This window comes from Microbacterium sp. C5A9 (assembly GCF_022627955.1).
Classification (GTDB): domain Bacteria; phylum Actinomycetota; class Actinomycetes; order Actinomycetales; family Microbacteriaceae; genus Microbacterium.
In genome coordinates, this window is the sequence record NZ_JABXGD010000001.1 from 255,700 (window position 1) to 278,076 (window position 22,377).

At 68.7% G+C, this 22,377-nt stretch carries 21 protein-coding genes; 8 read left to right on the plus strand and 13 right to left on the minus strand.

What is annotated here, in order from left to right; all coding sequences use genetic code 11:
* The first annotated feature begins 33 nt into the window (after positions 1-33).
* Genes HWD99_RS01110 through HWD99_RS01120 form a run of 3 tightly spaced genes read left to right on the plus strand, consistent with a single transcriptional unit; the run spans position 34 to position 2,331 of the window.
* Positions 34-786, plus strand: a complete 753-nt coding sequence (locus tag HWD99_RS01110; protein ID WP_241794396.1) for an AAA family ATPase — start codon at positions 34-36, stop codon at positions 784-786.
* A 37-nt stretch (positions 787-823) separates the two neighbouring features.
* Positions 824-1,600 carry an ABC transporter ATP-binding protein gene (locus HWD99_RS01115; protein WP_241794397.1) on the plus strand — a complete coding sequence of 259 codons (777 nt, stop codon included), beginning with the start codon at positions 824-826 and terminating at the stop codon, positions 1,598-1,600.
* A complete protein-coding gene (locus HWD99_RS01120; protein ID WP_241794398.1) occupies positions 1,597-2,331 on the plus strand; it encodes an ABC transporter permease in 735 nt (244 codons plus the stop codon). Before HWD99_RS01115 ends, HWD99_RS01120 begins: the two co-directional genes overlap by 4 nt.
* A 50-nt stretch (positions 2,332-2,381) precedes the next feature.
* Here HWD99_RS01120 and hrpB read toward each other — a convergent pair whose 3' ends face one another.
* The 9 genes from hrpB to HWD99_RS01165 form a co-directional block, all read right to left on the minus strand.
* Positions 2,382-4,934, minus strand: coding sequence for an ATP-dependent helicase HrpB (gene hrpB, locus HWD99_RS01125; protein ID WP_241794399.1), 2,553 nt, complete (start codon positions 4,932-4,934; stop codon positions 2,382-2,384).
* Positions 4,935-5,032: 98 nt separating this feature from the next.
* Complete coding sequence (locus HWD99_RS01130) at positions 5,033-6,637, minus strand: SPFH domain-containing protein (protein ID WP_241794400.1); 1,605 nt, start codon at positions 6,635-6,637, stop codon at positions 5,033-5,035.
* 107 nt (positions 6,638-6,744) lie between these two features.
* Entirely contained in the window at positions 6,745-7,173 is a 429-nt protein-coding gene (locus HWD99_RS01135) for a MarR family winged helix-turn-helix transcriptional regulator (protein WP_241794401.1), read from the minus strand.
* 240 nt (positions 7,174-7,413) lie between these two features.
* The gene (locus tag HWD99_RS01140; RefSeq protein WP_241794402.1) at positions 7,414-8,010 is read right to left on the minus strand and encodes a DUF1349 domain-containing protein; all 597 of its coding nucleotides are present in this window, start codon (positions 8,008-8,010) and stop codon (positions 7,414-7,416) included.
* A gap of 41 nt (positions 8,011-8,051) precedes the next feature.
* Positions 8,052-8,750, minus strand: a complete 699-nt coding sequence (locus HWD99_RS01145; RefSeq protein WP_241794403.1) for an ABC transporter ATP-binding protein — start codon at positions 8,748-8,750, stop codon at positions 8,052-8,054.
* A 5-nt stretch (positions 8,751-8,755) separates the two neighbouring features.
* Positions 8,756-11,023, minus strand: a complete 2,268-nt coding sequence (locus tag HWD99_RS01150; protein ID WP_241794404.1) for an FtsX-like permease family protein — start codon at positions 11,021-11,023, stop codon at positions 8,756-8,758.
* A 53-nt stretch (positions 11,024-11,076) separates the two neighbouring features.
* Positions 11,077-11,754: a TetR/AcrR family transcriptional regulator gene (locus tag HWD99_RS01155; RefSeq protein WP_241794405.1), complete on the minus strand. Its 678-nt coding sequence runs from the start codon at positions 11,752-11,754 to the stop codon at positions 11,077-11,079.
* Positions 11,754-12,521 carry an ABC transporter permease gene (locus HWD99_RS01160; protein WP_241794406.1) on the minus strand — a complete coding sequence of 256 codons (768 nt, stop codon included), beginning with the start codon at positions 12,519-12,521 and terminating at the stop codon, positions 11,754-11,756. The genes HWD99_RS01155 and HWD99_RS01160 overlap by 1 nt, the downstream gene beginning before the upstream one ends.
* Complete coding sequence (locus tag HWD99_RS01165; RefSeq protein WP_241794407.1) at positions 12,508-13,458, minus strand: ABC transporter ATP-binding protein; 951 nt, start codon at positions 13,456-13,458, stop codon at positions 12,508-12,510. The genes HWD99_RS01160 and HWD99_RS01165 overlap by 14 nt, the downstream gene beginning before the upstream one ends.
* Before the next feature lie 265 nt (positions 13,459-13,723).
* Here HWD99_RS01165 and HWD99_RS01170 point away from each other — a divergent pair, with 265 nt between their 5' ends.
* On the plus strand, positions 13,724-14,299 hold the full coding sequence (locus tag HWD99_RS01170) for a VanZ family protein (RefSeq protein WP_241794408.1): 576 nt from the start codon (positions 13,724-13,726) through the stop codon (positions 14,297-14,299).
* A 50-nt stretch (positions 14,300-14,349) separates the two neighbouring features.
* Here HWD99_RS01170 and HWD99_RS01175 read toward each other — a convergent pair whose 3' ends face one another.
* The 3 genes from HWD99_RS01175 to HWD99_RS01185 form a co-directional block, all read right to left on the minus strand.
* Positions 14,350-15,003 carry a GNAT family N-acetyltransferase gene (locus HWD99_RS01175; protein WP_241794409.1) on the minus strand — a complete coding sequence of 218 codons (654 nt, stop codon included), beginning with the start codon at positions 15,001-15,003 and terminating at the stop codon, positions 14,350-14,352.
* Positions 15,004-15,082: 79 nt separating this feature from the next.
* Positions 15,083-16,378 (minus strand): type II toxin-antitoxin system HipA family toxin, encoded by a 1,296-nt coding sequence (locus tag HWD99_RS01180; RefSeq protein WP_241794410.1) that lies wholly within the window; start codon positions 16,376-16,378, stop codon positions 15,083-15,085.
* Positions 16,375-16,662 (minus strand): helix-turn-helix domain-containing protein, encoded by a 288-nt coding sequence (locus tag HWD99_RS01185; RefSeq protein ID WP_241794411.1) that lies wholly within the window; start codon positions 16,660-16,662, stop codon positions 16,375-16,377. Before HWD99_RS01185 ends, HWD99_RS01180 begins: the two co-directional genes overlap by 4 nt.
* Positions 16,663-16,925: 263 nt before the next feature.
* Here HWD99_RS01185 and HWD99_RS01190 point away from each other — a divergent pair, with 263 nt between their 5' ends.
* The 4 genes from HWD99_RS01190 (at position 16,926) to HWD99_RS01205 (ending at position 21,489) form a co-directional block, all read left to right on the plus strand.
* Positions 16,926-18,197, plus strand: a complete 1,272-nt coding sequence (locus HWD99_RS01190; protein ID WP_241794412.1) for an ABC transporter substrate-binding protein — start codon at positions 16,926-16,928, stop codon at positions 18,195-18,197.
* Positions 18,198-18,279: 82 nt separating this feature from the next.
* The gene (locus tag HWD99_RS01195; protein ID WP_241794413.1) at positions 18,280-19,203 is read left to right on the plus strand and encodes a carbohydrate ABC transporter permease; all 924 of its coding nucleotides are present in this window, start codon (positions 18,280-18,282) and stop codon (positions 19,201-19,203) included.
* The gene (locus tag HWD99_RS01200; RefSeq protein WP_241794414.1) at positions 19,200-20,138 is read left to right on the plus strand and encodes a carbohydrate ABC transporter permease; all 939 of its coding nucleotides are present in this window, start codon (positions 19,200-19,202) and stop codon (positions 20,136-20,138) included. The genes HWD99_RS01195 and HWD99_RS01200 overlap by 4 nt, the downstream gene beginning before the upstream one ends.
* A 28-nt stretch (positions 20,139-20,166) precedes the next feature.
* A complete protein-coding gene (locus HWD99_RS01205; protein WP_241794415.1) occupies positions 20,167-21,489 on the plus strand; it encodes an L-fuconate dehydratase in 1,323 nt (440 codons plus the stop codon).
* A 23-nt stretch (positions 21,490-21,512) separates the two neighbouring features.
* Here HWD99_RS01205 and HWD99_RS01210 read toward each other — a convergent pair whose 3' ends face one another.
* Positions 21,513-22,262 (minus strand): FadR/GntR family transcriptional regulator, encoded by a 750-nt coding sequence (locus HWD99_RS01210; protein WP_241794416.1) that lies wholly within the window; start codon positions 22,260-22,262, stop codon positions 21,513-21,515.
* Between the last annotated feature and the right edge of the window lie 115 nt (positions 22,263-22,377).

Sequence of the window (22,377 nt, forward strand, 5' to 3'; positions counted from 1 at the left end):
ACGGTGTCGGCGGCAGCGGGTACTCTCGCGGAGATGGACTCGATCTGGACACCGGGCAGCCGTCGACGACGTGAGCAGCCTGTCGTGGCGGTGCGGGCGAACGACGACGCCCCCGAGCCCGGAGGGGCCTGGCCGACGAGCATTCCCGCCGTCGCGCAGGTGCTTCGAGAAGGCATCGATCTCGCCCCGGGCGTGACCTTCCTCGTCGGCGAGAACGGCAGCGGCAAGTCGACTGTCGTCGAGGGCATCGCCGTGGCCTACGGGCTGTCGCCCGAGGGTGGCTCGCGATTCGCCCGCCACAGCACCCGCCCCACGGAGTCGCCGCTGTCGGACTGGCTTCGCGTGCAGCGCGGGGTCGGGGCGGACCGGTGGGGCTTCTTCCTCCGCGCCGAGACGATGCACTCGTTCTACACCTATCTCGAAGAGAATCCGTCGTCGAGGGGCGATGTGCCGTTCCACGAGATGAGTCACGGCGAGTCGTTCCTGGCGCTGCTCGACAGTCGCTTCGACTCGCCCGGCTTCTACTGTCTCGACGAGCCCGAGGCGGCGCTGTCGTTCCAGTCGACGCTCGCGCTCATCGCCGTGCTGCAGCGGATCGTCGACGACGGAGGTCAGGTGCTGTGCGCCACGCACTCGCCCGTGCTCGCCGCGCTTCCGGGGGCGAGCATCCTCGAGGTCGGGGAGTGGGGAATCCGTCCTGCGGACTGGGCTGATCTCGAGATCGTGAACCACTGGCGGTCGTTCCTGCAGGACCCGCCACGGTACCTCCGCCATCTGCTCGACTAGGGGTCGCCCGCACGGCCGCCAGGGCGGATAATCGAGCATGGCGAACGGCTCGGCGGTCGAGATCTCGGAGCTGCGTGTGCGCCGGGGGAAGACCCCGGTGTTCGACGGACTCCGGCTGTCGATCCCGCGGGGCGAGATCACCGGTCTGCTCGGCCCGTCGGGCTGCGGCAAGACCACCCTGATGCGCGCGATCGTCGGGGTGCAGCGGATCGATGCGGGCACGGTCACGGTGCTCGGCGAACCGGGGGGATCATCCCGGCTGCGCCATCGCGTCGCCTACGGGACGCAGGGGGCGGCCGTGTACGCCGACCTCACGGTGCGCCAGAACCTCACGTACATCGCCGCAGTGCTCGGGGCGCCGAAGGGCGACGTCGACCGGGTCATCGACGAGGTGGGCCTGCGCGCGCAGGCCGGCCAGCTCGTCGAGTCGCTCAGCGGCGGTCAGACCACGAGGGTCTCGCTGGCGATGGCGCTGATCGGGTCGCCCGAGCTGATCGTCCTCGACGAGCCGACCGTCGGGCTCGACCCCGTACTGCGGGTGGAGCTGTGGACGCTGTTCCGCGCGCTGACCGAGCGCGGTGTCACGCTCATCGTCTCCAGTCACGTGATGGACGAGGCGCTGCGCTGCGATCGACTCCTGCTGATGAGATCCGGACGGATCATCGCCGACACGACTCCCTCCGCTCTTCTGGCCGACACCGGCACGGCCGATCCCGACGCCGCCTTCCTCGCAGTCATCGAGCGCGACAGCCGAGCGCACGACGGGTCGTCGCGGCCCCGCACCCGACGTGAGCGACGGGGAGCGGCGGAATGAACGTCCGCCGGATGCTCGCGACGGCGGCGCGCGTGCTCGGTCAGCTCCGCCACGACCCGCGGTCGATCGCGCTGATGCTCGTGGCGCCGAGCCTTCTGGTCGGCCTCTTCGCGTGGCTGTTCAGCGACCAGGACGGCGTGTTCGATCAGTTCGGCGGCGCGATCCTCGCCCTCTTCCCGTTCATCGTGATGTTCCTGATCACGTCGATCACCACGCTGCGCGAACGGCGCTCGGGCACGCTCGAGCGCCTCATGACCACCCCGCTCGGCAAGGCCGACTTCATCCTCGGCTACGCGCTGGCATTCGGACTGATGGCCCTGCTGCAGGCGGTCGTCACGGTGTCGTTCGCGGTCGGCGTCTGCGGCCTCGACGTGGAGGGCGAGCTCTGGCAGCTCGGACTGGTCGCCGTCGTCGACGCGCTGCTCGGGACCGCCCTCGGCCTGCTCGCGAGCGCGTTCGCGCAGACGGAGTTCCAGGCCGTGCAGTTCATGCCGCTGCTCGTCTTCCCGCAGATCATCCTCGGCGGGCTGTTCATGCCCCGCGATCAGATGCCCGATGTGCTGCACGCCATCTCGGACTGGCTGCCCCTGAGTCATGCGATCGACACGATCAACGCCGTCACCGCGGGGGAGGAGGGGTGGGACGTGTACGGGCCGCTGCTCGTGGTCGTCGCGTTCGGGGTCGCCGCGCTCGTGCTCGCATCGTCGACCCTGCGGCGTCGCACCCGCTGACGAGGCGTCGCACTCGTTCGTCCGCTGACCGGCGCCGAGATGCGTCGTGCTCAGCGCGCGGCGCGGTTCTTGGTGTGCCTGGTCGGCGCCGCAGCCCAGGGGTCCTCCGGCCACGGATGCTTCGGATACCGCCCCCGCATCTCCGCACGCACCTGGGCGTAGGGGCCGGACCAGAACGAGGCGAGATCGTCGGTCACGGCGAGCGGTCGCCCCGCGGGGGAGAGCAGGTGGAAGAGCACCGGCACGCGGCCGTCGACCAGGCGGGGAGTCTCGGCCCAGCCGAAGCACTCCTGCAGCTTGACGGCGACGACGGGGCGGGCTGTCGGGTCGTCGTGCGGCGGGTAGTCGATGCGGATGCGCGACCCCGTCGGCACCTCGAGCCGGTCGGGTGCGAGGTCGTCGAGGTGCACGGCCTCGGGCCACGGCAGCAGACGACGAAGCGCGGTCGTCAGATCCAGGCGGCCCGCGGGAGCCCCACCGGCCAGGGAGTCGAGCTCCGGTGCCAGCCAGGCGTCGAGTGCCGCGAGCAGACCGACATCCGAGACGTCCGGCCAGGGGCTGCCGAGCTCGCGCCGCAGCAGCGCCAGTCGCCGGCGCAGGGCATCGGCGGTGTCGGACCAGGTGAACATGCCGAGTCCCTCTCGGCGGAGCGCGCGGCGCACGGCGTCGCGCCCCTCGTCGGCGGACGGCCGCACCGGCGCCGAGGAGCGCAGGATCGCGCCGATGCGGCGCTCGCGACGGGCCTGCACCCGCCCTGCGGCGAACTCGGCCTCGACGCGATCGGTCATCAGATGGTTCGCCGCCATCCCGATCTGCTGCTCGGTGAGTGCGGATGCGGCACGGATGATCGCGCCGGATCCGGCGGTCACGCGGCCGGACGCGCGTGCGACGTCGGCGACGGCGAGCCATTCGACGGCCGCGAGCGGACCGCGCATCGCCGCACGGGTTCCGGAGGCGAGCAGGAACGTCGCGCCCTCCGCCGTGCGTTCGACGCGGTGGGCGATGCGCTCGGGGAATGCCAGTGCGATCACGAGGCCGACGCCGTCGAGGTCCGATCGGACGCCGGGGGTCGGCGCGACCATGCGCTCGAGGCGGTCCGCGTCGGTGCGCCACCGCCGGGCGTCGGCTGTGCGCCCGCCCCGCAGCGCGACCAGGCCCTGCGCGACATCGGCCTCGGCGAGGCGCACGTCGCCCCCGAGCAGCGCGACGACCTCGGCGGCGAGCCGGGCTCCGACCGCCGGTGCGCCGTCGCGGAGCGCGCGGGCGAGCCGCGGATCGGTGGGGATGCGCGCGAGAGTGCGGCCCTCGGCGGTGACGCGCCCCTCGTCGTCGACCGCTCCGAGCCCGCGCAGCACGGTGACGGCATCCGTCAGACTGTCGGCGGGCAGCGGGTCGATCATGCGCAGTCCCGCGCCACCCGGTGCGCCCCAGCAGGCGAGCAGCAGAGCGCTGTCCGCCAGGTCGGCCACGGCGATCTCGGGAACCGGGCGCGCGGGGGCCGCGGCGTATGTGCTCTCGTCGACGCACCGGACGACGGCTCCCGGACCCTGGCGGGTGGCGCGTCCCGCGCGCTGCACGCACGACGACCGGGAGGCGGCGGTGGTCACGAGGCCCGTCATCCCGCGGGCCGCATCGCGCTGCGGATGCCGCGACAGGCAGCTGTCCACGACGAGTCGCACCCCGGGGACCGTGAGCGAGGACTCCGCGAGCGAGGTGGTCACGATGATGCGCGGAGCATCCTGAGCGCGTCGGCCGCGGATCACGGCGTCCTGCTCGGCCGAGGGGATCTGGCCGTGCAGCTCCCGCACGTCGAACGCGCCCCTCGTCTCGCGGAGGCGGCGGGCGATCTCCGACACCTCGCGGGCGCCGGGCGCGAACACCAGCACGTCGGCCGCGGGATCGTCGCGGGTGAGATCGAGGGCGGCGGCCGTCGTCGTGCGCGCCACATGGTCGAGGAATCCGCGGGTGACTCCGCGTTCGTCGAGGCGCGGCACGGGACTCGGCGCCCAGCTCTCGGCGAGGGGGAAGGCCGGCACGTCGTGCTGCACGACCGGGGCGGGGTCGTCGTCCGTGCCGATGACGGCGGCGATGCGCGCGGCGTCGAGCGTGGCGGACATGGCGATGAGCGTCAGGTCGTCCCTCAGCTCGCGCACCTCGGAGAGCAGCCCGATCAGCAGGTCGGTCTCGAGGGCGCGCTCGTGCACCTCGTCGATGATGACAGCCGCCACTCCGTCGAGTCCCGGATCGTCGAGCATCCGCCGCAGAAGCACGCCGGCTGTGACGAACTCGACCCGGGTGTCGGCCCCCGCCGAGCGCTCGCCGCGCACGGCGAAGCCCACCCGGGTGCCGAGCGGCGAACCGTCGAGGTGCGCGAGACGACGTGCCGCTGCTCGAGCTGCGACGCGGCGCGGCTGGGTGACGATCACGCGACCCGTCGAGCGCGCCGCCAGCAGCGGCGGCACGAGAGTGGTCTTGCCCGTGCCGGGCGGTGCGCTCACGACCACCGATCCACTCGTGTCGAGTGCGGCAGAGAGGTCATCGAGTGCTGCCGCGAACGAGAGTCCCGCGCCGATGGCGGCGAGGTCGAAGGCGGGTCGAGGCATTGCTCCAGTCTGCCGGAACGCGCCGGATGCAGAAGATGCCGCGACCGATCGGTCGCGGCATCCGCTGTGTCCGGCTGCCAGCCCGGCTGGCTCTGCTGCTACTCCGCGGCGGGCTCCGCCGGCGCCGACGCGGGCGGCGGGGGAGTCGTGGGGTTCGGCTGGCGGGTGGGCGCCGGCGAGGAGGCCGCGGCCACACCCTCTCCGATGCCCCGGCCCACAGCCTGGCCCTGGATGATCGACGCGAGGTCGAGCCCGGTCGCCGAGCTGACGCTGTCGAACACCGACTTCAGTGCCTTCGCGCTGTCGGCGCCGACGACGTTCGACGCTCCGTCGTCGCCGGATCCGCCGATGATCGAGACGTTGCCGATCGCGGCGTAGCCCTTCGAGAACTCCGCCATGATCGACGGCAGCACATCGAGCACGCGCTGCGAGAGGAACGCGTCCTGGTTCGACGCGATGGCCTTCGCCTCGGCCTCGACGGCGGCGGCTCGCGCCTCACCCTCGGCGCGGATGGCGTCGGCCTCGGCGTTCGCACGCAGGCGGCGGGCCTCGGACTCGGCCTCGGCCTGGGCGCGCAGCGCGTCGGCCTCACCGGTGGCGCGGGCGATCGCGGCCGCGGCCTCACCGTCGGCCTTGGCTTTGTCGGCCTGAGCCTGCTGCTCGGCGATGCGGGTGCGGGCCTCGGCCTGCTTGACCTGCTCGATCGCGCCGGCCTCTGCCGCACGCTCACGCGTGTAGAGCTCGGCCTGCGCGCGGGTCTCGGCCTCGTATCGCTGGGCATCGGCGACGCGCTTGACGTCGGCGTCGAGCTGAGCCTGGCGGTTCTCGGCCTGCTGCTGCAGCACGGCCTGCTGGGCCTGCTCGCGGGCGAGGTTCTCGGCCTGCTCCGCCTCGGCGCGCGCCCGGCCGATGCCGGCGTTCGCGTTGGCGGTGTTGGTGTCGAGCGCGGTCTGCTCGACCAGGTTGGCTTCCTGGTTGGCGATGTTCTTCTGGTTGATCGCGCGGTCGGCGTTGGTCTGCGAGATCTCGGCGGACTGACGCTTCGCCTGGATCTCGGGAGCACCCAGCGACTGGATGTAGCCGACCTTGTCGGTGATGCCCTTGATCTGGAAGGAGTCGAGGATCAGACCCTGCTCGGCGAGCTCCTGCGAGACGTCGGCGGCGATCTGGTCGGAGAACTTCTTGCGCTCGCGCATGAGCTCGACGACCGACAGGGTCGCGACGATGCCACGGAGCGCACCCTCGAGCTGTTCGGTGGTGAACTGCTCGATGGCCTTGTCCTGCGAGGCGAAACGCTCGGCGGCACGGCGCACGAGGATGGGGTCCGAGCCGATCTTCACGATGGCGACGCCGTCGACGTTGAGCGTCACGCTGTCGAGCGACTGCGCCTCGGCGTTCAGCGAGACCTGACGCGAGCGCAGCGAGATGATCTCGTGGCGCTGCGTGATGGGGTTCACCAGCGACTTGCCGTTCACGATGACCGTGACGGGCGATTCCGACATCTCGTCTCTGGTCGAGCCGTCCGCGCCGATGACAGCGCGTGCCACCTTCTGCTTGCGTCCCGAGATGACGAGCGCCTCATCGGCGCGCGCCACCTTGATCCAGCTGCGTGCGAACAGCAGCAGGATGAGCAGGACGACGACAGCGGCGACGACCGCTATGCCGACGATGACGAGGATGCCGACGATTCCGGCGATCTCCATGAATGACCTCCCTGGTTCCCCCCGAGGGGGTGGTCTGACGTTCCGGCGCGAAGATGCTGGAACTCCGTTCCACCCTGCCAGAAAACGGCGGAGGCCGTCGGGATGGGTCAGCGACCGCGGAGCTTCTCGGCCAGGTCGCGCAGCGTCTTCAGCTCGGCGTCCTCGAGCACCGACATCCGCTCGGCGATCGATCGGCCGTGCACGGTCGCCAGGCTGCGGAACTCGCGGGCTCCGGCCTCGGTCGCGGTGATCAGCGCTCCGCGTCCGTCTTCGGGGTCGGGGGCCTTCTCGACGAGACCGCGCGACACCATCCGGTCGACCAGACGTGAGACGCTCGGCTGACTGATGAGCATGTTCGAGGTGACGTCGCGCAGGCGTGCGGTCATGCCGGGCGATCGCGTGACCGTCAGCAGCACGTCGTACTCGGCCTGCGCGAGATCGCTGCCCTCGAAGTCGGTGTTCATCTCGGTGAACAGCTCGTGCTGAGCGCGGAACAGGCTCTCCCATGCCTCGAGGGCGAGCTTGCGATCGGTCATGGGAACAGCGTACTGGCAACAGTAAAGGGCCGGTCGGAGAGGCTCCCGACCGGCCCTTGTCCCTTGCACCAAGAGTGTCCTGCAATCACATGAGGTGGATGCCACAGCAAACATTCACCGTGCGATCACTCTATAACGGCGAGATAACGAATGCAACGGTTTGATCACGGAATCTTTGCGGGCCCGTCTCCCGTCGAGCATTGCGCGCTCGACCTCCCGGCGCTGCTGTCGAGCCCGGTGTCAGGAACCGTCGCGGAGATCGGCCGGACCTCCTGCCGAGAAGCGGATCCGGCTGAAACGCGAGATGCAGTCCTCTCCCATCGGCGCCTGTGACATGAAGCCCACCGTCACAGGGAGGTCGGACTTCAGCCGGAACACCCGGACGAACTCCCACCGGTCGCCGTCATCGGACGCGTGAAAGGCGAACGCGTCTCCGATGCGGGCGACTCTGAGATAGACGAAGTCGAGCCCGACGACGGCGGAGTTGCAGTCGTCGGAGAACTCGTTGGTCACGACGCTGACGACCATCGCCCGGCCGTCGGGCGAATACTCGAAGCAGAGCTTCGCCCAGTGGCGTTCATCGCTCCAGAGCCCCAACACTGCGGCGTCGAACGTCGTCCGTTCCCCGACCACGCGAGCTCGAGCGCTCAGCGTGAAGTCGCCGTCGGTCCGAAAGCCCAGCATGCTCGCGCGGTGCTGTGCAGGACCGCCGAGCGGGTCGTTGGTCCAATCCCCTCCCGGCGCCGCGTGAAGGGTGAGCTCCCCGGCGTCGTCGTCATAGCTCGCATCCAGTTCGCCGTTCGTCCATTCGAGCGTCGGCAGGGCGGGTACATCCATGGTCATTCTCCTCAATGTGAGTGCGGGTGTGCGGGTGGGGGCTAGGCGGGAACGGCGTCGATCATGCGCCCGTCGACGAGATGGCGGCGTGAGCGTGCCCGTCGCGCGACCACAGGGTCGTGCGTGACGACGATGATGGTCATGCCCGAGGCGTTCAGCTGATCGAACACGTCGAGAACGTCGTCGGTCGCCTCACGGTGCAGGGCGCCCGTCGGTTCATCCGCGATGAGGATCGGCGGGCGATTCACGAGTGCGCGGCAGATGCCGACCCTCTGCCTCTGACCACCGGAGAGTTCGTGCGGCGCACGGGTGCCGAGCTGCCCGATTCCGAGCCGATCCATGAGCTGCGCGGTGGCGGCCAGGGTCTCTGTGGACACCCTGCCCCGCCGTCGCACCGCAGGGAGAAGGATGTTGTCGATCACGGACAGCTCGTCGAGGAGGTCGGTGCGCTGGAACACGAATCCGAGCGTGGTGCGCCGGACGTGTGCAAGGGCCCTGTCGTCGAGCGCCGAGAGGTCGTCGCCGCCGATGTGCACCGATCCCGACGACGGCCGGTCCAAGCCGCTCAGGCACGACAGCAGAGTCGTCTTCCCGGATCCGCTGGGACCGGTGAGAGCGAGATAGTCGCCGGCGATGACGTCGAGGTCGATCGCGTCGAGCACGGTGGTGAAGTCGCCGGCGGCCGACTCGAAGCGTCGGGTGACTGCGCGCGCCGTGATGAGTGAGGACGATGGATGCATGGCGGTCAGCTTTCGTTGAGAAGTGCCGGGCTGTGGGCTGAGGCGATGAGGCCGCCGACCACGGCGGCGGCAGCCACCACGGGTCCGGTGATCAGGCTCCAGCCATTCGCTGCGACGAGGTCTGTGGCGCCCCCGCCGAATGAGGAGAGCGTGGCGCCCAGCACTCCGGGCCCGAGCGACTCCGTCGCTATCCACCCGAGAAGAAGACCCGCCCCGGCGACTCCCACCGACCGGACCAGGGCGATCGTGCGCAGCTCACCCCGCGACCAGCCGAGAAGCCGCAGCAGGCGCAGGTCGGACTCGTCGCGAGCGGCCTCGAGCCGCCCTCGCAGCGCGAACACCAGGAGCATCACCACCGCGGCGGCCACCCACGCGATCATCGCCGCCGTCTTCAGGCGCTCGACCGTGTCGCCCAGCGTGTAGTGGACGAACCGGTCCAGCTCGGTGACCGCCGCCGCGGGGTGGTCGAGCGCGAGTGCCGAGGCCTTACTCCTCTGATCGACGCCATCGCGGAGGTCGATCACGAACGTCTGCCACAGGGGGACGCCCTGGTCGCCGTGCAGTTCGACGGTCTTCCCCGACCGTCCCCCGTTCGTGATGTCGTGATACACGCCCGTGACGCGGTATCGATGACTCGCACCACCCGAGTCCACCTCGACGGACTGACCGACATCGACGCCGGCCTCTTCGGCGGCGAGCGTCGACAGCGCGATGTCGCCGGGCACCGCGGGCGCGTCACCGCGGGCATACGAGAGGGGGAACGCCGACATGTCGCCGACTTCCAGGGCGACGTCCTCGGTGCGGGTGTCGGCGATGAGCGCGACCCGAAAGCTGGTCGTCCTCGCGAACCGGTCGATGTCGGGGTCATCGTGCAGGGATCGTTCGAGCTGTGCCCCCGCGTCGGCGTCGCCACCCTCGCGGAGGAACGCGCGCAGGTCGCTCTGGCCGACCCCCATGGTGGTGACGAAGTCGGGCGCCGCGACCGTCTGGGTCACTCGCTGGGGCAGAGCCCCCAGCGCGACGGCGCAGCCGACCATGACGATCAGCAGCACGGCGGCGGTGACCCGGGTCGTGAGGCCACGGACGGCGAGGCGGACACCGACCGGGATCGGAAGGTGCCAGCGCAGCGGACGCGGACGGCGTCGGGTCGGCGCCGATACGCCTGGCCTCGTCAGCGCGAGCAGGGGGCTGACGCGGCGCACCCGGCGCAGCAGCTGCGCCGCGAGCGCGGTCGGGATCACGGATGCGACCACGACGGCCAGCAGCATCGCGAGGTTCCCCGGGTCGTCGCGCCCGACCGAGGGGGCGACATCGCCCCCTCGGAGAAGCGCGGATGCGGGGAAGACCAGGAGCAGGGCGACCAGCACCGCGAGGCCCGAGTGCACGGCGTATCCGAGGAGCAGTGTCGAGGAGACCTCGCGGTGAGAGAAGCCGATCGCCCGCATCACACCGATCCGGCGTGCATCCTGTTCGAGGGCGGTGAGGACCATGATCCGCAGGCACAGCATCGTGATGGCGAGCAGGACGATGCTCACCAGAATCGTCAGGATGGCGACGATGCCGTCTGTCAGCGCGGTGATCAGACGCAGCAGGCTCCCGTCGACGGCCGCACCGTTGGCCGGGAGCCCGGCCTGGCGGTATGCCTCCGCGAAGCGATCACCCGCATCGTCGACCAGGCGGAAGGTGATGATGTGCTCCACGGGAAGCCGTTCGGCGAGGTCGTTCCAATCCCCCTCGGACACCACGAACCGCTTGGAGTTGACCAGGCTCGGCCCCATCTGGGCGTCGTGGACGATGTCGGCGACGGTGAACGTCCGCACGTCGCCGTGCGCGGAGATCTCGACCGGGTCGCCGCGCACGAGATCGTAGGCATCGGCGTAGTAGCCGGGCACGGCGATCTCACCGTCGCGGACGTTCGTCGGCGTGCCGTCCGGTCCGAGAAGGAAGTCGAATCGAGGACTCTGGGTGACCAGCAGGAGGTCCATCACGCCGTCGCGCGCGGCGTCCGACGTCCCCTGCACGCGGAGATCCTGATTGTCGAGCTGGAGAGCATCCTGCACCTGGTGGTCGTCGATGATGTCCTGGTGCGTTGCGACGAAGGAATCCAGGGACGCGGTCTCCAACGGACCGACGTGCATCTGCACGGCGTCCGGCGCTTCGGCGAGTGCGAAGAGCCGTTCCGTCGCCCCGATCGTCGAGACGAGGGTGGCGACACCCGCGCCGGCGGTGGCGGAGCTGATCGCCATCAGCAGGATCAGCGAGACGCTGCTCACGGGATTCCCGCGGATGCGAGCGAATGCCATCCGCCACGCGGTCGAGGACGCCCTCACGATGCCGGGGGGAGGGCGAACGGCCAACCATGCAGGATGGCGCCGATGCCCGCCTCGAACTGCCGTTCTGCCGACGGCGCCCACCCTGCGGCGATGATCCGGCCGAGGTGGGGCAGCGAGGACAGCAGCGTGGCCTCGGTGTCCTCGTGCTCGTGCTCGTGCTCGTCCTCGGTCGTCTTCGCCTCGGCGGACTCCGACCCTGCGGGGGTGCTGAACTCTCCCATCGCTGAGGCGACGGTGATCATCACGAGCACGTTGACGAGGTCGCCGAGGGCCGGGTCGACGGGAGCCCCGAGGTCGAGCAGGATGCCGATGGCCTCGTCGGCCACGGCGAGCGCCGCCGGAGAGGTGATCGGGTGCGTCGCGACGATCGGGATGAGTCCGGAACGCGCGGCGAGCTCGGCGCGGATGACCCGCATCAGTTCCCGTGCATAGGTGCGCCAGTCCGGCACGCCGGAGGCGGAGGGCAGGGAGAGTCCCGTCCAGAACTCGTCGGCGAGTGCGGCGGCGAGGTCCGACTTCCCGGCGAAGTGTCGATATGCAGTCATCGGATCCGCTCCGAGTGCGGTGCCCAGGCGGCGCATGGTGAGCTGATCCAGGCCGTCGGCGTCGATCAGCTCGAGAGCCGCCGTCAGTACGTCGGTGCGGGAGAACCGCTCCGGTCGAGGTGTCATCATGAGATCCCTTTCCCCCTGCGCAGGGCGAGCAGAGCGACGGCGAGCAGGACGAAGCCGGCACCGAAGCCGAAGAGCGCCATCGACGGGCCGAGCGCGTCGAGAGCCCCGGCGCGATCCAGGGTGAGTGAGCGCATGGCCTGCAGTGCCCAGTATGCAGGTGACGCCGGAGCGATGGTCTGCATCCAGGTCGGCAGCGCTTCGACGGGTCCGAATGCGCCGCCGACACCCGCCATGAGCATGGCGAGCACGTTGCCGATGACGAGTGCGAGCTCGAGAGATCGGGTTGCCGACACCAGCAGCAGCCCGAAGCAGATCATCGCCGACGAGAATGCCACGAGCACCAGGATCAGCCCGAGCACGGAGCCGTTGGGGCGATAGCCGAAGAGGAGCGCCCCGCCGACGAGCACGGCCGCGAACTGCAGCAGCTGGGCGGCGAACGCCGTCAGCGACTTGCCGAGGAGGAGGTCGACGCTGCGGGCCGGCGACGTCCGCAGTCGGTCCCACGTGCCCCACTGATGATCGCGGAAGAACGCCGTGACGACCTGCTGGACGCAGAGGAGGGCGAACAGCACGGCCAGGCCGGGGACGGCGTACTCGACGCCGGACGCAGAGGCATAGCCGGCGGTGGCGAGCTGCGCCTGCGCACCGGGGACGAAGAACGGCACGAAGACGAGTGGAATCACCGTCATGACCACCACGGGTGACGGGTCACGCCGCAGGATCCGCGCGTCGATCGCAGCGACCGCGAGGCTATGCCGCAGCACGGTGGCCTTCCTCGTCGTCGAGCGTCGGCGTCTCCTGCGCGCGGAGCAGACGCACGTACGCGCTTTCGAGGGTGGGGCGAGGGAACCGCACGTCGACGATCGCGCTCGCGCTCTCGCCGAGACGCGCGATCAGCTCGGCGAGCAGCTCGCCCGCACTCGTGCCCGTCGAGCCGCGCACGAGCCAGTCGCCCTCGCGCACCCAGCCGGCAGGCGGCGGAGTGCTGGTCTGCAGGCGCACCCGCACACCGTCGCTGCCCTGCGACCTCACCACTTCGCTGACGTCTCCGAGGTCTCGCAGCACGCCGTCCTGCAGGAGCGCGAGCCGTGCCGGGAGCTGCTCGAGCTCGGTGAGGTAATGGGTGGTGTAGAGAACGGATGCTCCGTCGTCGGCGATGCGGCGCACCAGGTCGAGGATCTGCTGGCGCGATTCCACGTCGGCGCCGACGGTCGGCTCGTCGAGGAACAACAGGCGCGGGGCGTGGGTGAGCGCCATCGCGAGGTGCAGTCGACGCTGCTGCCCGCCGCTGAGCTGTTCGGCGCGGACGCCGGTGCTCTTCGTGAGCCCCAGCCCCTCGATCACTGCCGCGCATCGTGCGCGCAGCTCGCGTCCGCGAACGCCGTGAAGGCGAGCGAACGCCTCGACGTTCTCTCGCACGCTGAGGGAGGGGTAGATGCCGAGGCGTTGGGGCGCGCTGCCGATCAGGGGGGCGGCGTTCTCGCGGCGGGATGCGAGGTCGATGCCGTCGACCGTGACCGACCCGGAATCGGGTGCCAGCGACCCGGTGGCGATGGCGATCAGGGTGGACTTGCCTGCGCCGTTGGGTCCGAGGAGACCGAGGATCTGACCCGCGGGCAGGGTGAGATCCACGCCGGAGAGCACCGCATGCTCGCCGAAGGACCGCCGGATGCCGCTCAGCCCCAATCGTGTGTCGCTCATGATTCCCCTTCGTATATCTACACCGTAGACTAACTGACGAGGCTGCGTCGTCTCAGCTGGCGCGATGGCGCGACGCTCGTGTCCCGTGCCTCCCTCGACCGATCGTGTTCGACAGGGGAGGGGGAGACGCGAACACCGACGCGATTCGTGCGATGTGCAGCCGCCTCAGCCGCGCACCGCATGCCTGCGCGCGAGGCGGTTCCCGATACTTGTACGATCGGTGCGGTGCGCCCGCACCGCACCATGCAGTCCCCGAAAGCAGTGAATGAAGTTCATCGAAGTCCCCATGCTCCCGATCGTGATCCCCTTCGGAGTCGTGGTCTTCCTCCTGCTGATGGCGGTCCTCCGCTCCCGCGGTCGCGTCACGCTTCCCCGGGCGAGCGTCGCCGCCGTGCTCGCGGTCTATGCGGGTGGTGTGCTCGCCAACACGGTCTTCCCGATCTTCCTCCGCGTCGGGACGGGGTTCTACGACGGGCCGCGTCCGTTTCCGCTCTACCTCGTGCCGTTCGTCGACTACGGGGTCGAGGACGCTCTCATCAACGTCGCGGTGTTCATCCCGCTCGGGATGCTCGTCCCGCTGCTCGCCGCGCGGCCGAGCTGGTGGAAGGTGGTGGTGATCGTCGCCGGTGCGAGCCTCGCCATCGAGCTGACGCAGATGGCCACCGCACGGATCGCCCTCGGCGGGCACCTCGCGGACATCAACGACTGGCTGACGAACATCCTGGGCGGGATCATCGGCTACGGCCTGTTCGTGCTCATGACGCGCTCGACGACGGTCGCCGGGTTCGTCGACCAGTTCCGGTGGCCGGTGCGCGAGCGCGCGGACAGCCAGCCGGCCTGACGGCCGAGGCGGAGCCTCGTCGCGTGCGGAGACGATGAGTCCCGGCTTGTTCAACGGCTCCCGTCATATGAACTGCTGCCTGTCATCGCCGGTGGGTTGCCGGGGCGATCGGCGACGATCGGCGAACTCATACGCGTCAACCGTGTGAGAGCTTGCGACGTCGGCGCAGCGAGGACGTGCAGCGCGATGGCGTCGCCGGTCAAGGGAACGTGACCGATCGGATCGAAGTGCCAGTGGCGGTACATCGCCTGCGCCGCGGTGGCTCGTTCGTACACGCCGATGAAGGTCTGGGTTTCGGACCGGCCCTCGAGGAGTTCTCGCACGCACGCCCGAGCTACGCCCCGCCCGCGCTCCGACTCCCGCACCGCCAGCTCATGCACCACGAGAGCGTTCTGCGGTGTCGCGAGGGCGGCGGCCGCCTGCTCGCTGCCAGCGAGTTGCGACAGGATGCGCTGCCAGGGGGCGTCATCGCTCAGTCCGTGAGCCAGAGCGAACCCCACCAGTTCTCCGTCTGCTCGTGCCGTCACCAATCGGCCGTCGCGGGCGAGCATCGCTGGCCCCCATTCTGCGATTGTTCGGAGCTCGCTCGGGTCCTCGAAGTACGGGGAGACGGAGAAGCTCGCGACGAACAGATCCGCGATGTCGTGCCAATCGGTCGCCGACGCCGACTGCGCGAACGTGGTCAGCGAGAGCGGCCGTGTCATGAGGGAATCCTACGAGCAGTCACTCTCTGATTCTGGGCCGGCATCGTCCCGCTCGGAGCCCTGGTGTCGTCCTTCACAGCTATCGGAGCGCGACGGCTTCTAGTCGGGTGGCGACCTCGACGGTTCGCTCGTCGGGGAGACCCGCCTCGGCGGCGAATTCGGACCAGCGCCTCACAGCGTCCTCGACCTCGCGCACGATGCGCCGGTAGCCGGGAACGTCGAAGATCTCGCCGACCGCATGCAGGTCGCCGCGTGTGATCGCATCGAACTTCCCGTTCACACTCATCAGGTGCTTCGCTGTCCACGGCGAGGTGGGGTTGTAGGCGAAGGTGATGTCGTACGCAGGCGACGCCTCCCAGGTGCCGGACCGATCCATGAGGAAGGCATGGTTCTTGGAATGATCGTCATTGTTGCTGGCGAGGACGTTGAACACCATGCGCCGAAACAGCTGCGCGGTGTCGTCTATGCCGAGTTCGGCGGCGGCCGTGAACAGTGAGGCATAGTCGTTCGTCTCGATCGCATTGAAGTCGATCGCCGCGATCGCACAGAGCGACTGCATGTGCAGTCGCTCGCCATCTGTTCCCGGTCGGTCGAACCGTCGCGTGATGAAATGCGCTCGTCCGCCTTCTTCGAGGAGGCGGGATTCGCTCATCTCCACACCGGCCGCGGTTGCCATCAGGTAGTACGCGAACTCGGTGCGGCCGTAGCTCATGGCCTGACCGAGCTGGTCGTCTGCGCCGACACCGTCGAACTTCACCAACCACTGCTCGAACCCCGAGGGCGCGGTGATGCCGCCGGCGCGCATCTCGCCTGTCGTCGTGTTCCATGCGATGACGGCTTTGGCCCGGGCGCCGCCGGCGGAGGTGCCGACCTGGATCAGCTCGTTCAGCGACTCAGTCGCCACCTGGGGGCTGTCGAGTTCACCGCGGAGGGCTGCGCGCGCAGCCTCGACGAGGTGGTTCATCTCGACCGCGGTGTGCTCCACTCGTGGAGACGAGGCTGGGGCGAAGGTGAGCGCGCCCATGCCGCGCGCTCCGACATAGGCGAGGCGGTCGAGAGCGTTGACGTCGCGCGGAAGCACCCCTTCGCGCGCGAGGACGCTGTCGATGATTCCGTTGCCGAAGCGATCGGGGACCGAGTCGGCGAGCATCGGCGGCAGCCCCTGATAGGTCTGCTCGTTCAGCCCCGGGAAGCTGAAGACGCGCTGCGACCGTCGCGGCGGTGAAGCGGGCATGAGCACGGGGGCGAGCTCGATGCCACGGCGGCGCCAGGACGACGCGTATTCGAAGGCGTACGCGCGGCCGGAAGGCGCGACTGCGCCGACGAGCTCGTCCCAGATGTACACGCGGAGGACTTCGACATGCGTGTAGGTCATGGGGTCTTCTTCCGCGAGACGCGCTGGGGTTCCTGGCGACCTTCGGCTTCTCTGGCGAGAGCCAGCGGGCTCACCGTGGGTACGGGCTCCAGGGTCGCCAGCCAGTCCTCGCGCCCCAGTGCGCGCAGCACCTTGAGCAGGGTCGTCAGGGTGGACCCCTGCCCCTTCTCGAGCTTCATCAGCGTGGTGGGGCTGATGTTCGCGGCGTCGGCGAGAGCGCGCTGGTCGATGTCTTCGAGCAGGCGGGCACGCCGTATCTGAGCGCCGAACTGTGCTTCGTCCATAATCACCGCTTTTCTGTTGATTACAGTGGAATCTACCTCTAAATCACAGAAATGTATAGATTGACGTAGGCTGACCTGTCCCTCCTTCCCGCTTGGCGCATCGCTTTATTCATCAGATGAATATGCCGTATTGCATGGCTTTCACTGATAGAAATCGCTTAAGTCGTGTAATGTGTCTGATGAAAGCACCTCATGTGGCCAACGAAGCCCTGCAAGCGTCGTCGGCCTGGAACCCACACACCAAGGTCACAACGGAGGACCCGATGACACACACGCGACCGGCGATGGCGCTGGCTCTGACCGTGGGCGCAACCCTGGCGCTCACCTCGTGCGCGAGCGGCGGCGCACCCGCCGATGAGGGTGGAGTCACCACCATCAACTACTGGAGCTGGGACGGTGCCCCGGGCGAGGCCGTCGTCACCCCGATCATCGAGGCCTTCGAGGCCGAGAACCCGGACATCGCGGTGGAGTATACCGAGATCCCGCAGGGCGACTACAAGGCGAAGGTCGCCCAGTCCCTCGGCGCCGGCGAGGACATCGACGTGCTCGGAGTGCAGCCGAGCGCATGGGCCAGCGAAGTGGAGGACTACCTCCTGCCCGTCTCCGACTGGGAGAACGGCGACGAGCTCACGTCGAAGTTCCAGGAGTCGACGATCGACCAGACGGAGCGCCTCTTCACCGACGGCACCCTCCTGTCCGTTCCCCTGTATTCGACGGGATCGGCCATCGGCATCTACAACGCCGACATCCTTGCGGAGCTCGGCGTGGAGCCGCCGCAGACCTGGGACGAGTTCAAGGCTCTCAGCGACGCGCTCGCCGCACAGGGCGGGGACATCCTCCCCGTCACGATGCCGGGCGACGACTGGTTCCAGGACGAGGTCGCACTCACCATCGTGGGCCAGAGCGATCCGGAGTTCTTCAACAGCGTCCGCTATGACGACGGAGAGTGGAACACCGACTCCTACGTCGAGGGCCTCGAGCAGTACAAGGCGCTCTACGACGACGGCACCTTCGACGCCGCCACGCTGGACATGGACTACGGCACGGCGATGACCGTGTTCGAAGAAGGCAAGTCCGCCGTCGCGTTCAACGGCTCGTGGGAGGTCGGTCGCATTCTCACCGGCAACTACGGCGTCGTGCCGGTGCCCGCGGAGTCGGCCGAGGACGTATCGCTTCGCGCGTTCCTCGACGTGCTGGTCGGAATCCCCGCAGAGTCGCAGAAGCAGGAGGCGGCCGCGAAGTTCGTCGAGTTCCTCTCCACCGGTGCCGGTGTCGACGAGTGGGCGAGCGCGCTGAAGGGTGTGCCGGCTGTCGACGGCTACACGCTCCCGGAGGGCGTGCTGACCACCGACCTGCAGAAGCAGAGCTACCAGACGCTCCTCGACCTCATCAACAACCCGCGCGGCGACCGGAACAACATGGGCGCCTTCTCCGATTCCGTCGGGGCGAACGTCAAGCAGGTCCTGCTCGGGTCCATGACGGCGAAGGAAGCCGCAGACGCTGACCAGGCAGAGCTCGAAAAGGGCAACTTCTGAGCCTGAGCCGCACCCGCCCGGCTCGCGCACCCGAGTGATGCGCGAGCCGGGAAACCCCATCCGTCCTACCTGGAGCACTCCCGTGAGCACCGAAACCCGCGAGCGCGAGCAGTCCACCACGAAGCGCCGGAAGCGCGGCAACGGGCTCGTCGCCCTCGTCTTCCTCAGCCCGCTGCTGGTGATCTACCTCGTCTACTTCCTCTACAGCATCTTCTTCCTCGGCCAGACAAGCATGCAGCGCGTCGGTATCTCCCTGCTGCGCCCCGTGGAGGTGGGCTTCGAGAACTTCGCGCTGCTCCTGTCGGATTCGGTGTTCTGGCAGTCCATCGGCAACAACCTCGTCTACGCGGCCATCAGCATCGTCGCCGCACTCACCGTCGCCTTCTTCATCGCGGTCTCGCTGTCCACCGGGGTGCGGGGCCGACGCGTCTTCTACCTCGTCTTCCTGCTGCCGGCGCTCATGCCGGTCTCGCTCGTGGCCACCATCTTCGGCTCGATGCTGCAGGAGCGCTTCGGCGTCCTCAACGAGACCCTGCGCGGTGTGGGGCTGGGAGCTCTGGCACAGTCATGGCTCACGGAACCCGGGCTCGCATACGGTGCCGTCGCAGTGATCTTCTGCTACCTGATCGGGTTGCCGGTCATGTACTACACGGCCGATCTCGCCGCACTCCCGACGTCGTCCCTCGAGGCGGCGCGGATCGACGGCGCCGGCACGTTCCGCATCATGCGCTCCATCATCTATCCGATGATGCGAGGCACGCACATCACCGTCATCCTCGCTCTGCTGCTGGGTTCCTTCCGCGCTCTGGAGCAGGTGCTGTTCTCCACCGACGGCGGCCCCGGAACCACGACCGAGATCGTGGGCACCTACCTCTACGGGTACGTGAACTCCGGCGGCAAGACCATCGGCTTCGCGTCGGCGGCATCCGTCGTCGTCCTGCTCATCGCCCTCGTCATCTCGCTCGTGCAGATGTACGCCACCCGCACCCCGAAGGCCGACCGATGACCACCACGCAGATGCCCCCGGTCTCGACGGAGACGACGACCGTCCTCGCGCGCGAAGCCGCGCAGCGGTCCACCCCGACGCGACGCGAACGACGCCGGATCGCCGCAGCGGACAACCCGATGCGACTCGTCATCACCCGAGGGCCCGACCGGGCGGTGATCTACGGACTCCTCATCGTCATGGGTGTGCTGTTCGCCTTCCCCCTCTACGCGATGATCGCGAAGTCCTTCCAGGGCGCCGGGATCGACAACTACCTGACACTGTTCACGCAGCCCGTCGGGGGCGTCCCGATCCTCATGACGTACGTGAACTCGTTCGTCATCGGCGTTTTCCATGCGCTCCTCGTCGTCGTGGTCTCGACGACTGCGGGGTATGCGCTCTCGAAGGTGAGGTTCCGCGGACGCGAGCTGAGCTTCGTCGGCATCCTGCTGTTCCTCGCCGTGCCGGGGACAGCGCTCATCGTGCCTGTCTTCCACATCACCGGCGAGCTGGGACTCTTCAACACCCACCTGGGTGTCGCGCTGCCCGAAGCGGCACTGACGATCCCCTTCGGCGTCATGCTCATGCGGAACTACGGACGCAACCTCGACGACTCGCTCATGGAGGCGGCGATGCTCGACGGGGCGGGTCACTTCCGCGCGTTCTGGCACGTGTTCCTGCCGCTCGCGCGACCCGTCATCGTGAACCTCATCGTCCTCTGCTTCATCTGGTCGCTGCAGGACTTCCTGTGGCCCTCCATGCTCTTCACCGACCCGTCGCTGACGAGCGCCGCCCAGGCGGTGTCCTCGTTCTCGAACGTCCTCGGCCGCAGCCCCGCAGACTTCGGACGCTACAACGCCAGCCTCGTGCTCCTCGCCGTCCCGGCGGTGCTGTTCGTGCTGTTCGGTCTCCGCTTCATCGTCAACGGACTGACCAGCGGCAGCACCAAGGACTGACCTCACCTCTCTCAGAAGAAAGACCGATATGACCATCATCATTGGCGTCGACGTCGTCGACGTTCGCTTTCCCACTTCTCTCACGGCCGACGGCTCGGACGCGATGAACAAGGACGGCGACTACTCCGCCGCATACGTCATTCTTCGCACCGACGATCCGGACCTCCGCGGGTTCGGATTCACCTTCACCATCGGCCGCGGCAACGACATCTGCGTCCTCGCCGCCGAACAGCGCGCTCAGCCGCTCATCGGGCGCGATGCGGACGAACTGCTCGACGACCTCGGCGCGACATATCGCGAGCTCAAGAGCGACTCGCAGCTGCGCTGGCTCGGCCCCGAGAAGGGCGTCGAGCACCTGGCCATGGCCGCCGTCATGAACGCGCTGTGGGACATGGCGGCTCGTCGAGCAGGCAAGCCCCTGTGGCGTCTGCTCTCCGACATGTCGCCGGAGGAACTCGTCGACATCGCCGACCTGCAGTACCTCAGCGACGCTCTCACCCGGGAGGAGGCCGTGGGGCTCCTCACCGATCTGGCGCCGACGCGGGCGGATCGGATCGCCGAGCTCGAGCGCGATGGGTACCCCTGCTACACCACCAGTGCGGGCTGGCTCGGCTATTCGGACGAGAAGATGCGACGTCTGCTGCGGGAGGCGGTCGCCGAGGGCTACCGGCACGTCAAGCTCAAGGTCGGCGCGGACCTGCAGGAGGACATCCGTCGCTGCCGCATCGCGCGCGAGGAGATCGGTCCGGATGCTCACCTGATGATCGACGCCAACCAGGTGTGGGATGTGCCGCAGGCCATCGACTGGGTCAGGGAGCTGGCCGAGTTCGACCCGCTCTGGATCGAGGAGCCCACGAGCCCCGACGACATCCTCGGCCATGCGGCGATCCGTCGCGCCGTCGCTCCGATCGGCGTGGCCACGGGGGAGCACGGCATGAACCGTGTGCTCTTCAAGCAGATGTTCCAGGCCGAGGCCATCGACTTCTGCCAGCTCGACTCAGCGCGCCTGGCCAGCATCAACGAGATCCTCGCCGTGTACCTCCTGGCCAAGAAGTTCGATGTGCCCGTGTGCCCCCACGCCGGCGGGGTCGGGCTGTGCGAACTCGTGCAGCACCTCTCGATCTTCGATTACGTCGCGATCTCGGGGAGCCTGGACAACCGCGTGACCGAGTTCGTCGACCACCTGCACGAGCATTTCGTCGACCCCTGCATCGTCGAGAACGGCGCGTACCGGGTGCCGACGCTGCCGGGGTACTCGGCCGAGATGCACGAGTCCACACTCGTCGAGTTCGCCTACCCGTTCGGCACCTACTGGGCGGGCGCCGCCGTGGTCGAAGCGCAGACCGCTTGAGAGCGCGTGCGGGGCGAAGCCCCTCAGAGTTCGGTCGAGCTCTGGGGGGCTTCGTGCAGGAAGTCCTCGACCGCCAGCAGGTGGTTGGCCATGCGGATCTGCGCGGCGCTGCTGTCTCCGTCGGAGATGGCGCGCAGAATCGCCCTGTGCTCGCCCAGAGTGACCGCGTCGGCGTTCTCGTCGGAGATCGCCCTCCACAGGCGGTCCCGCACCGTGCGAGACGACAGTGCTTCGATGAGAGCGGCAAGCACCGCGTTGCCCGAGTTGCGTGCGATGAGCTGGTGGAACCGGACATCCGCGTCGATGACCGCCTCGTGATCGCGGTCCGCGATCGCCTGTTCGCTCTCGTCGAGGATCGCGGTGGCTTCCTCGAGCGCCTGGGGGGACATCACGCCGGCGGCTCGTCCCGCGGCTTCGGTCTCCAGGACTCGACGGACGGAGTGCACCTGGGCGACTCCTGCGGAGTGCTGCAGGTCGACGACGAAGCCCATGGGCGCGAGGAGGATCGACGGCTCCAACGCCGTCACGTATGTGCCGGCGCCCTGCCGCGCTTCGAGGACGCCCATGCTCGACAGCGCCCGGATGCCTTCCCGCAGCGACCCACGGGAGACGCCGAGTCGAGGTGCGAGATCCTTCTCGATCGGCAGCTTGGAGCCGGGCGACAGCTCGCCGCCGAGAATCATCTTCTTGATCTCATGGACCACCACGTCACTCTGCGACATCGCCGTGCGGTCGTCGAGAATCGGCAGGTCGGTGAGAGCATCCTCAGACATATTCGTCCAATCAATCCATGTGCTTACTGCGTCGGAAGCGGCTTTTCTGGCCATCTGCGCCGGGTATGGTTCATAATAGATCTGATCAATCCGAAGCGGGGTCAACCCGCCCCAC